We start from the raw sequence: 11,802 nt of genomic DNA, 5'->3' as shown, positions 1-11,802 counted from the left end.
ATAGCAATTAGGTTTGATAATTAGTTTATAACAATTTTAAGTGGGATTGGCTATATTGTTATTTTTATACAAGAACTTGATAGTTTATAATTAAGTTTGATAAAGCAAAAAATATATGTTGTAACAGCATGGAGGATAAGCGGTTAGCAACAAGGTGCGAACGGCATTTTCCTTGGAAATTTGTGAATCATTATACGAATCATCTATTTTATAAAAAATTTTATTACGTAAAAGCATTAACATTGTAGTTACAAAGCAATGATTTTCTGTATAAGAATGATAGATTCACATAAAAAAAGCGCTCTACATATGATGTAAAACGCTTTTGATAATGATTTCTTTATTTACAATTGTGGGTTGTCAGACATATGCTTTTCACGCAGTTTTTGACGTAATACTTTACCCACATTACTCTTTGGCAACTCGCTGACAAATTCGATATGACGTGGGCATTTATAGCCAGTCATATTGTCCAATGCAAATTCTTTAATGACGTCCTTGGTGACATTGTTATCGGCAGGGACGATATAAATTTTGACTGCTTCACCTTGATGCTCATCGGGAATACCAATCACCGCACAATCAATAATACCATCACAATCTAGCATCACTGATTCAACCTCATTTGGGAAGACATTGAAGCCGGAAACCAAAATCATGTCTTTTTTACGGTCTAATAATCTAAAGTATCCTTTTTCATCCATGCTGACGATATCGCCAGTGCGAAAGTAGCCATCTGCCGTAAAGTCATCACTACTGTCTCTGTTAAGATAACCTGAGGTTACGTTAGGACCTTTTACACACATCTCACCAGCTTCGTTGACACCAACGCGATTGCCTTCATCATCGATGACAATGACATCGACACTAGGAACAGGGACGCCAATCGTACCGTTAAACTTGCGATCAGTGATGACGTTAGCGGTACCTACAGCGACACCTTCTGTCATACCCCAACCTTCAATCATGGCGCAACCAGTGACTTCCAACCAGCGAGCAGCTGTCTGCTCAGTTGCTGCCATACCACCTGCTTGTGAGATGCGTAATGAGCTAAAGTCTAACTCTTTAAAGTTTGGATGATCAAGTAAGCCTTTAAATAAGGTATTAACCGCTGGCAATATATGGAACGGCTGTTTTGACAGCGTTTTAATAAATCCTGGTATATCACGTGGATTAGGTATCAAGATAAAGGTGTAGCCTGAGCGCATGCCGAGTAGACTGAGCATAAAGGCAAAAATATGATAGAGCGGTAACGCCATGACCATATTGATATAGACCTCATTAATCTCTGACGTAATCGGTTTGGTCCATGCTTCTGATTGCATCGCCGCGGCGACGATATTACGCTGCGTTAAGATAGCCCCTTTAGATAGTCCTGTTGTGCCACCTGTATACTGTAAAAATGCTTTTTGATCTAATTGCATTTTTGGTTTATGGAAAGGAAGGCTTTTGCCTTTCTTCAGCACATCAGGAAACTTGGTCACTTCGTGCTTAGGGTCATTCAACTTGTACTTAGGCACTAAGCGTTTGACCTGACGAATGATGGTATTCACTAAGATACCTTTTAAGCCCATCATGTCGCCCATTTTTGATAGGACAATCCGCTTAATATTGGTCTCATCAATGACTTGTTCGAGCGCTTGAGCAAAGTTATCAACCACAAAAATAACCTGAGCGCCAGAATCATTTAATTGATGGCGCAGCTCACGACCAGTGTAAAGTGGGTTAACTGGGGTACACACATAACCCGCCCGCAAAATACCAATCATCGTTGGCAGATACTGCGGCACGTTTGGCATCATAAGTGCGACTACACTGCCTTGAGGCAGCCCCTGCGCCTGCAACCATGCAGCAACGGCAAGTGAAGCTTTATCAACATCATCGTAGGTATGGGTCACGCCCATACAGATACTCATAGGGTGCAGACGAAAGCGCTCAAAGCATTCTTCGTACAGCTCCATGATGCTGCTATATCTATCGGGGTTGATAGTTTTTGGTACACCATTAGGATAATGGGCAAGCCAAGGTTTATTTGGCGTCATAGTCAGCGTCCTTGAAGTTTAAAATAGGGTGAATTCTGTCGTAAAGCAGTCATATCCGTGTCAATAAAACACATCAGCGCTGACGTAAACCGTTTGCCGCTGAGCGTGATAATATCCTTATCTATTGACTGGCTGCTAGGTTTTATTACTATAGTACAAAACGACTTAATCATTATTAAAGGATAATGAAGTCAATTGAACGAACAGATCGCTTAATCATAAAAGCATTTTTGCTCTTAAATAAGCTCTACCTGTTATCTAACACTAAGGTATCAGAAAATAATGATACATTTAAGCAATACAGTAGCATGAATGCCATCAAATACTATACTAATATGAGATACTGAGCAGTGCATAAATAAAGCTGAAAAATATGATTTCTATGGAATTTCACGTGACTGAATAGATGCGCTGTTTACCACTTAATAAGTATAGAAATGAATGAGTATAGAGGGGTGAGTGAAGCAAAAAATTTATCATAGCCAACATCAATATATCAACTATAGATTTGTCAGCACTCCAACTGAATGCAGTTATGCTCAATTATTCAGGTAATATCAGTTGCTTGTTTTGATTAAAAAAGCGTCGATAAATGAGTAAAGCGCTGATTGTACAGCCGAGCGTACTGCTCACACATATCAAAAACATAGTGACTATCTGATAGCGAATCGCTTGAGTGGGGTCAGCGCCAGCCAATATTTGACCCGTCATCATTCCGGGCAAGCTAACGATACCGACGACTAGCATAGAGTTCAGCGTTGGAGTCATGCCATTGACAATGGCGGCGCGTATTGGTTCATGCACTGCTTCAAATGGGCGAGCAGATAGGCTGAGCATCATCTCTATACGTCCTTGCTGCTCATGAAAGGATTCAATTAACTGGTTGCTGGTCAATGAGATAGCGGTGAGCGAGTTGCCCAATATTAGCCCCAATATAGGAATAACGAATTGCGGTGTGTACCAAGGCTGTACCTTCAAAATAATCATGATGGCTATGGCAGTGACTAATATAGCCGAAGCGCTCACTGCTAGCAAAGTGTCAGTTAACAAACCTTTATAGCTACGTTTGACGCGATTTTTGGCAGCAGCACCTGCAATCAAGGTCATGATGGTCAAAATTAACAGGACTTCATACCACTGTTCACGAGCGAAAATCCATGCCAATATCAAACCGATAAAACTAAGCTGGAGCACCGTGCGGATAGCTGCGATTAACAGCGTTTTGGTCAGCTGTAAGCGTAGCCGCCAAGAGATAATAAGAACGATGATAATTAAGCTGCTGACAAGGGCAATATCACCGTAAGTTAAAAATACTTGTATGTCATCTGTACCGCTCATAGTGGCTCATTATATAAACTGACGAATATAAGATAGACGTTAATACGAATTTGTTAAGAAAGATCATTTTAAAGAGTGACATGACAGGCTTAGCTCAACGTTAGAATATCTCAGTTAATAGCCCTGCTTGCATCTGCCAATGCTGATCGGCTAATGGCATGATGTCTTTTGTATCGTGAGTTACCCACAGTAATGTACGCTGACTATCTGCCTGTAACCAGTTCATGAGTAGATTGACGAGCTGGGCTGATGTGTCACTGTCTAAGGCCGCGGTAGGCTCATCTAGTAATAATACCCGTGGGTTCAATTGTAAGAGGCGTAACGTGTTGACCAGTTGCCGCTCGCCGCCCGATAGATGATAGATTTCTTGCTGCAAAAAGTCAGCGCTGCGTTGCAATTGCTCAAGCTGTGCGATATGCCAGTTAATATCAAAGCTGCGATGCTGATGCGCTTGTAGCTGATAAGGCATTTGCAAGTTTTCAAGCACACTGCCTTCTAATAATTGTGGGTGCTGGGCGAGTAGGGCAACATGCGTGCGCCACTGTATCGGTGCAGTATCATGGACACTACAATAAGCACTACTGGTTGATTGGTCATCAGAGCGCAAACGAACATTGCCACCGCTCATGGGCAATAGTCCAGCCAATACCCGTAATAATACCGATTTACCACTGCCAGAAGCGCCTGTCAACACGGTTACTTGACCTGCTAACAGCTTGCCTGTGGCGCCATCGATTAATAGTCTTTGACGAGCCGGTATGATTGGCTGAGAGACAGTGTTTGGTCTTAGTTTGCTGATCCATCTTTGGCAAATGGTAGATAGCGCAGATGTTGTGGCTTCTGTTGCTTCCATATTTTTGTCATTAATATTTTTATTGCCAACCTTGTCATTATTATAGGCAGGTATGCTGGCTGTACGTTTACTGTGTACTTGAATATTCTCGAATATCAGTATCGGTTTATTATTATGAAGATGCATAAGTCATTATCGCCAATTATTCAGCCACTAAGCATTCAACTGCTCGTGGATCGCTTGCTCAATGGCATCGCGTAAATGCTTTGGAACACGAATAGGGCGCATGGGCATGGCACTAGCAACCGCAGTATCTGCCTTACTATTGGATAGCGGTTTGGTTTTGACTTGGTTTTGCACACAAGCAATGACGATTTTGCCACTACTTAATAAGCTGCTAGCATTAGCATTGCTACTAGTATGATCAGGAGAAAGGCTGTCTGGACTGTGACGATGAATGCTCTGGTAAAAGATAATGCTGGCAGGTTTTAACTCGACTTTATCGATGCGCACACTGATGACTTCATCTAACAAAATAGCTCTTTTGTATTGCAAGTCTGCTTGACTGACGACAAAATGTTGGATTTCTCCATCGTCAGTCTGCAAAAAATACCCATTTAAATTCAGTTCCCCAAACCAATCACGGCGGCAGTTTTCAAAAAACACCAAATGATTGGCATGGTAGACTATACCGCCTGCATCAGTATGGTTAATATAGACATTATAATTTTTGGTAAACAATGGCACACATTCGCCGTCTACACTTGCCACTGTGTTTGTATTTTTGCTGTTATTTTTTATCATAAAGATGCTCGGTCATTGTTTTAGTAAATATTGTTCGATTTTCATGATTCGATGGCCAAAATTTGATAGCAGCCATATTAACCACAACTACTCTAGCTTAAGATATCAGGGCGCGCAATAGTTAGGGCGGTCGACGTCTGTTATGATAGCGGATTGTGCACTTTCATAGCCCATTTCTTTATATTAGCACCGTATTTTCATCAATTAGTATAGGATAATTTATGACCCGTTTTGTCAGTTTTAATATCAATGGTATTCGCGCTCGTCAACATCAGCTTGAGGTCGTGCGAGAAGTGATCGATCCTGATGTGATGGGTCTACAGGAAACCAAAGTACATGATGAGCAATTCCCCCTAGAGAACATAGAGAGTCTGGGCTATCACGTAGAGTACTTTGGGCAAAAAGCCCATTATGGTGTGGCGCTACTATCCAAGGTTGCACCTATATTTGTGCAAAAGGGTTTTCCTGGTGAAGATGACGAGGCGCAGAAGCGTTTTATCCATGCCCGCTATGAGTTTGACGGTCGTGAAATTGATGTGCTCAATGGTTATTTTCCACAAGGAGAGAGCCAAGACCATCCGACTAAATTCCCGATGAAGCGCGCTTATTATGCAGATTTGATGGCGTATATCGATACCCTAAAAGCAGAAGGTCGCTCGCTCATAATCATGGGTGATATGAATATTGCCCCAGAAGATACTGATATTGGCATTGGCGACGTCAATGCTAAGCGCTGGTTGAAAAATAGAAAGACCTCATTTTTACCAGAAGAACGCGAGTGGTATGCGGCGCTGATGTCACGCGAGCTGACAGATACCTATCGCTTACATTATCCAGAGAGCACAGAGCTATATAGCTGGTTTGATTATCGCAGCCGTGGGTTCAATGATGAGCCGAAACGTGGCTTGCGTATCGATCATATTTTGTGCAGCTCGGATCTTGTTGAGGCCTGTGTTGATGCTGGGATTAGTTATGAGCTACGGGCGATGGAAAAACCGTCTGATCATGCGCCAATTTGGTCGGCATTTGATTTAAAAAAAGGGTAATATTTATATAGGTCGTGTTTGATACTTCACCAGCCGTAGCCTCATGGTTGAAGGCTCAACGCGCCTCAGTATTTATCGCATCATCCGTTATAAATAATGATAAAAATTTTACAATAAGGATTGAACCATGGCAGTCGGAAATGTTGCAGTACCTGATATTATTTATCCTATCGAAGGAATCAAGCTAAGCGCCACTGCCGCAGGCGTACGCTATAAAGACCGAGATGATTTAGTAGTGATTGAGATCGCTGATACCGCGACCACTGCGGTTGTGACCACCAAAAACACCTTTTGTGCTGCGCCTGTACGGGTGTTGCGTGAGAATTTTGCCAAGATGAGTCCGCGTTATTTGGTCACTAACACAGGTAATGCTAATGCTGGGACGGGTGCTGATGGCAAACGTCGAGCCGTTGATATCTGTGCCGCTCTGGCGAGTAAGGCTGGCGTGGATAGTAATGCAATATTGCCATTCTCGACGGGTGTCATTGGCGAGCCATTAAATAGCGATGCGATCATCGCGGGCTTAGATAATGCACTTGCCAATTTGGGGGCTGATAATTGGCTTGCCGCGGCGAATGGTATTCGCACCACAGATACGATTCCGAAGCTCGCTAGCCAAAAAATCGACGTGGCGGGTGTTAGCTATCATATAACGGGTATGTCGAAAGGCTCAGGCATGATACGCCCTAACATGGCAACCATGTTGGGCTATGTGGCAACTGATGCCAATATTGCCGCTGACCTATTACAAGAAATGCTAAGTGCCATCAATGAACAATCTTTTAACCGCATCACTGTCGATGGCGACACTTCAACCAATGATTGTTGTGTGTTGATCGCCACGGGTGCTGCCAGCTCAGATATCATTGATAGTCCAGAACATCCGCATTATCAGGCTATATTTTCGACTTTGACCGAGGTATTTGTCCGTCTGGCGCAATTAATCGTACGTGATGGCGAGGGTGCTACCAAGTTTATGACCGTCAACGTCACTGGTGGCAAGACCACGCAAGAGTGCTGCGATGTGGCATATGCGGTCGCGCATTCACCGTTGGTCAAAACCGCGTTCTTTGCTAGCGATGCCAATTGGGGTCGTATCTTAGCAGCAGTGGGTTATGCTGGTATCGAAGACTTGGATACGGAACAAGTGGATGTCTATCTAGATGAAGTCATGATTTGCCAGAATGGTGGCGTAGCTCCTAGTTATACGGAAGAAGCGGGCAAAGCAGTCATGAGTCGCCCCGAGATTACCATTCATATTGACCTTGCACGTGGTGATGCCAGCGATACGGTATACACCTGCGATTTGTCCTATGACTACGTCAAAATTAATGCGGATTACCGTAGCTAAGGTAGCTAAGGGTTATCACTGTCAGCTAAGTAAAATACTGTTTAATGAATAACTGAGCCAGAGTGACTATCACTCTGGCTTTTTGATGTGTAAATTTTGCTCAGTATCAATTTACTCTACTATTCAATACGCGCGATTAACATCAGTTGCAAAAGCTGACGTTACTTTACAAAGCAGTTATAGAGCAGAAGACGAGTTGCGCTCTATACTGACCTCAGTAAACAAACAATAGACGACATTATTGAGACGTAATATGTTTATTCGGTAAAGCTAAATCAGAGTGAATACTCTTGCTCGGCTCCATATTGACAGCAGTATTACACCCATCATAAATATTGACTGATATTTTCAAATATATATTTACCAGCATGATGTGTCCAAAACAATAATCTCAAACCATCAATAATGTATTTATAACAATTAACTGAGGATTTAATAATGAAAAAATTAGTACTTGCAGCAGTAATGACCGCCTTTGCCCTGTCAGGTTGCTCTACCATGGGTATGGATAACGAACGTACGATGGTTGTCGATGGGCAACCTATGAATGTTAAAGTGGTTAACATTCCAAGTTTTGAAATAGAAGTAGCACCACTGAAAGCTGTCTGTGAGCTGTCAACAGCTGAGGGTACTAAGGTTGAAGCAGAATGCCTACAGTATCGCCAGACTTATCAGAAAAACTACACACCTTTAAACGGCAATATTCAGGGCTTTACTTATGAGCCAAACTATCGTTATATTCTAGATGTTCGCCAAGAAGTAATGATGGATGAAAATACTAACATGGCCAAGCCAGTTTGGATTTTAAACGAAGTGGTTTCAAAAACAGCTGAGTAATGAAGCATTGAGCATGTCTAGTTAGTAACCACATCTAACTAAAATAAAAAAGACCTCTAATTCTTCATTAGGGGTCTTTTTTTATTTCAGCAAATACTTGGGAATGTGATGTCAGGATAAGCTATATTAAACAATCGTTATGTTAGCACTGACTATATTTTACACTGACGCCATGAGTGGCAGTAGGGATACGATTGTCTGCATAAACGGCAAGACCGCCTCGTGAGGTTTCTTTGTATTTATCTAGCATATCCGCACCAGTGACTTTCATGGTTTCAATCACTTTATCTAAAGAGACAAAGTGCTGTCCATTACCACGGCAAGCAAGTCGCGCAGCATTGACAGCTTTGACAGCACCCATGGCATTGCGCTCGATACAAGGCACTTGCACTAGACCACCAACAGGGTCGCATGTTAGACCTAAGTTATGCTCAATACCAATCTCAGCCGCATTAAGGCATTTAGCTGGATCACCGCCTAAGATTTCTGCCAATGCAGAAGCTGCCATGGCACAAGCAGAACCAACTTCACCTTGGCAACCAACTTCAGCGCCAGAGATGGAGGCATTTTGTTTGATTAAGCTGCCAATAGCAGTCGCATTTAACAAAAACTTGCGTGCACCATCTTGGCTATAGCTTGATAAAAAGTCGCGATAGTAATGCATGACCGCAGGAATAATACCTGCTGCACCGTTGGTGGGGGCAGTGACGACATTTCCGCCATTGGCATTTTCTTCATTGACCGCCAAGGCATATAAATCAATCCAGTCCATGGCAGCGAGTTTGTCATTTTTGGTAATGGGTTGGTTTTTCTCGGCGCACAGCTGTAGATGTAATGCTTGGGCACGGCGCTTTACATCCAAGCCTCCAGGCAATATGCCACTGTTTTGACAGCCTCGCGTCACGCAGTCCTGCATTGACTCCCAAATAGAGTCTAAATAAGCAAAAACTTCTGGTTGATTGCGGTAATGACATTCATTCGCTAGCACCAATTCACTCACGCTTAAGTGGTGTTGACGACATTGCTCCAGCAATTCTGCGGCGCTATTAAAGGGGTAAGGAATGGCGTCAATGGTCGGCGTGGCGTTATCTTCATCCGGATTGGTGGCATCTTCTTCATTGATAACAAAGCCGCCACCTACCGAATAATAGGTTTGTTGATAATGACTGCCGTCGGTCAATAATGCACGGATAGTCAAGGCATTAGGATGGTAGGGCAAAACGGTTTCGTCATACCAATGAATATCGCGCTCTGTCTCAAAGGCAATAACATGCGTGCCTGCTATATTGAGCTGTTTGTCTGAAAAAATCGGCGACAAATATTGACTGGTCAAACGGGTATCGATCGTACTAGGAGCATGCCCAAGCAGCCCTAACAATATAGCAGTATCGGTTGCATGCCCTTTGCCTGTGGCTGCCAAAGAGCCATAAAGCTCAATTTCAACGCCTGTAATAGCCGTCAGCTCTGTTTGCTTGGTTAATGAGCCCAAAAAAAGATTGGCGGCGACCATGGGTCCTACCGTGTGTGAGCTTGATGGGCCAATACCGATTTTAAATAAATCAAAAACACTAATCATAATAACTTACCAAGTTTTTTAAGTGCACTAACATGTTGTATAGCTGCTTTAGGCACTTTCATTGAGAATATAACAGGCAGCTCTCGCTTATAGCACCGACAAAGGTGTAGAGGAAGCACCGCCCATGGAAGTATTAACGCAAAAGAGGAAAAATGGTGATTGAATAATAACTTTTATTTGTTTTGAAACTCCGCTATCATGCTCGGAGCTAATGGCTATGTAACATCCTGTAAGTTGATTGTCGCTGCAGAGTACACTGAGTCATAAGCGACCATAACCATTTTTTAGTTAAACATATCCGACCACATACATCTACCAAAACATGGTCATCATACCAAATAATACTTTTGGTTTGCCATATTGCAACATAAATGAATGAATCAGGGCGACATATTATAAATGAAAAGATGCGGATTTTACTCGTTATCGTAATTTCTAGCCACATATTCTTGCCGATTGATGCTCTGATTTAACGCAATTTTTATTTTTCATTTACTGTTGTCTATTATTTTAGCCCAGTTTACATAGGACAAGCGTGTATGCCCTCTCAAAAAGACCCTTCCTCGCCTTTAGAAAACAGCGCTCAAGCACCATCTGCTGAACATGGATTAGAGGCTGCGGCGATCAGTCCTCCGTACAATACAGACTTTGAAAATGGACGCTGGTTTCCGACATGGCGTCAGTATCAAGGCGATTTAGATCGTGATCCAGTCGGTATCAATGAATATTTGCCACCGTCAAAAAGCGTGCTATTAGGTGTACAGCATACTTTTGCGATGTTTGGTGCGACTGTGCTTGCACCGCTGTTAATGGGCTTTGATCCCAACTTAGCCATTTTGATGTCAGGTATCTGTACGGTGATGTTCTTTATGATCACTGGTGGGCGCATGCCGAGCTATTTGGGCTCAAGTTTTGCTTTCATTGGTCCTGTTATCGCTGTGACAGCTTATGCAGGCGCAGGGTTCAATGGTAATTTGAATGTCGCTTTGGGCGGCATCATGGCTTGCGGTATCATTTATGCGTTAATCGGGCTGCTGGTGATGAAAACGGGTACTGGTTGGATTGAGCGTTTGATGCCGCCTATCGTTACTGGTGCTATCGTGATGATTATTGGTCTCAACTTAGCGCCAGTGACCATTCAAGGGGTGTCTGCCAATCAGTTTGATGCTTGGATGGCTACCTTGACCGTATTACTCATCAGTGGTGTGGCTGTTTTTACACGCGGTATGCTGCGTCGTCTGTTATTACTGGTTGGTTTAATATTATCCTATTTTGCCTATTTTATCATGACCAACGTCATGGGTTTTGGTACGGCGATTGACTTTAGTAGTGTGGCAGCTGCTTCGTGGTTTGGCTTACCTACTATCCATACGCCTCGCTTTGAGATGAGTGCTATTATTCTGATTGCGCCTGTAGCCTTTATTTTAGTGGCTGAAAACTTAGGGCATTTTAAGGCTGTCGAAGGTATGACCAAAGCTCGTGTAACGCCTTATATGGGTCGAGCATTTTTTGCTGATGGTTTGGCAACCACTTTTTCGGCAGGATTTGGCGGTACTGGTGTGACGACTTATGCTGAAAACATCGGTGTGATGGCGGTGACTAAGGTATATAGCACAACAATATTTGTCGTGGCAGGCGTGGTAGCTATTTTATTGGGGCTATCACCAAAATTTGGTGCCATCATTCAGACGATACCAGCCGCTTTATTGGGCGGTGCGTCCATTGTGGTGTTCGGTTTGATTGCTATTGCAGGCGTCAAAATTTGGATAGACAGTCGTATCGACTTTAGCAAAAACAGTAACCTAATTATCGCGGCTGTGACCGTTATTATGGGTACCGGTAACTTTAGTTTGCATTTAGGCGGCTTTGATTTGGGCGGTATCGGTACGGCGACTTTAGCAGCGATTGTCTTAAATGCGTTATTTAACCAAGGATCTGAAGCAAAGGCCGCTCATCAATCATTGGCTAAATAATCAGCTTGTATGATGCTTAGGTTTTAAACCTATCAGTTAATG

The 11,802-nt window shown here is 42.9% G+C and carries 9 protein-coding genes; 4 read left to right on the top strand and 5 right to left on the bottom strand.

All coding sequences use genetic code 11. The annotated features are described in order from the left end of the window. Positions 1-344: 344 nt before the first annotated feature. The 4 genes from I3257_RS04875 to I3257_RS04860 all read right to left on the bottom strand — a co-directional run bounded on the left by I3257_RS04875 (position 345) and on the right by I3257_RS04860 (position 4,977). Positions 345-2,042 (bottom strand): AMP-binding protein, encoded by a 1,698-nt coding sequence (locus I3257_RS04875; protein ID WP_087815277.1) that lies wholly within the window; start codon positions 2,040-2,042, stop codon positions 345-347. A 543-nt stretch (positions 2,043-2,585) separates the two neighbouring features. Continuing rightward, entirely contained in the window at positions 2,586-3,380 is a 795-nt protein-coding gene (gene fetB, locus I3257_RS04870) for an iron export ABC transporter permease subunit FetB (protein WP_238048994.1), read from the bottom strand. A gap of 100 nt (positions 3,381-3,480) precedes the next feature. After that, positions 3,481-4,359, bottom strand: coding sequence for an ATP-binding cassette domain-containing protein (locus I3257_RS04865; RefSeq protein WP_238048993.1), 879 nt, complete (start codon positions 4,357-4,359; stop codon positions 3,481-3,483). Between the two features lie 27 nt (positions 4,360-4,386). Beyond that, the gene (locus tag I3257_RS04860) at positions 4,387-4,977 is read right to left on the bottom strand and encodes a thioesterase (protein ID WP_238048992.1); all 591 of its coding nucleotides are present in this window, start codon (positions 4,975-4,977) and stop codon (positions 4,387-4,389) included. 221 nt (positions 4,978-5,198) lie between these two features. On the opposite strand from I3257_RS04860, the gene xthA reads away from it, so the two are divergent. From xthA to I3257_RS04845, 3 genes are all read left to right on the top strand, one after another. Continuing rightward, positions 5,199-6,023, top strand: a complete 825-nt coding sequence (xthA, locus tag I3257_RS04855; RefSeq protein ID WP_238048991.1) for an exodeoxyribonuclease III — start codon at positions 5,199-5,201, stop codon at positions 6,021-6,023. Between the two features lie 127 nt (positions 6,024-6,150). Next, positions 6,151-7,374, top strand: coding sequence for a bifunctional glutamate N-acetyltransferase/amino-acid acetyltransferase ArgJ (gene argJ / locus I3257_RS04850; protein WP_238048990.1), 1,224 nt, complete (start codon positions 6,151-6,153; stop codon positions 7,372-7,374). Between the two features lie 438 nt (positions 7,375-7,812). Next, positions 7,813-8,211 (top strand): DUF4377 domain-containing protein, encoded by a 399-nt coding sequence (locus I3257_RS04845; protein WP_087815288.1) that lies wholly within the window; start codon positions 7,813-7,815, stop codon positions 8,209-8,211. A 142-nt stretch (positions 8,212-8,353) separates the two neighbouring features. On the opposite strand, the gene I3257_RS04840 is transcribed toward I3257_RS04845, so the two are convergent. Next, positions 8,354-9,787, bottom strand: a complete 1,434-nt coding sequence (locus I3257_RS04840; protein WP_238048989.1) for an L-serine ammonia-lyase — start codon at positions 9,785-9,787, stop codon at positions 8,354-8,356. 539 nt (positions 9,788-10,326) lie between these two features. Here I3257_RS04840 and I3257_RS04835 point away from each other — a divergent pair. Then, positions 10,327-11,760 (top strand): solute carrier family 23 protein, encoded by a 1,434-nt coding sequence (locus I3257_RS04835; protein WP_238048988.1) that lies wholly within the window; start codon positions 10,327-10,329, stop codon positions 11,758-11,760. Positions 11,761-11,802 lie beyond the last annotated feature (42 nt).

The organism is Psychrobacter sp. Ps7 (assembly GCF_022129225.1).
GTDB lineage: Bacteria > Pseudomonadota > Gammaproteobacteria > Pseudomonadales > Moraxellaceae > Psychrobacter > Psychrobacter immobilis_A.
This window is presented reverse-complemented; position numbering and strand designations above follow the sequence as displayed.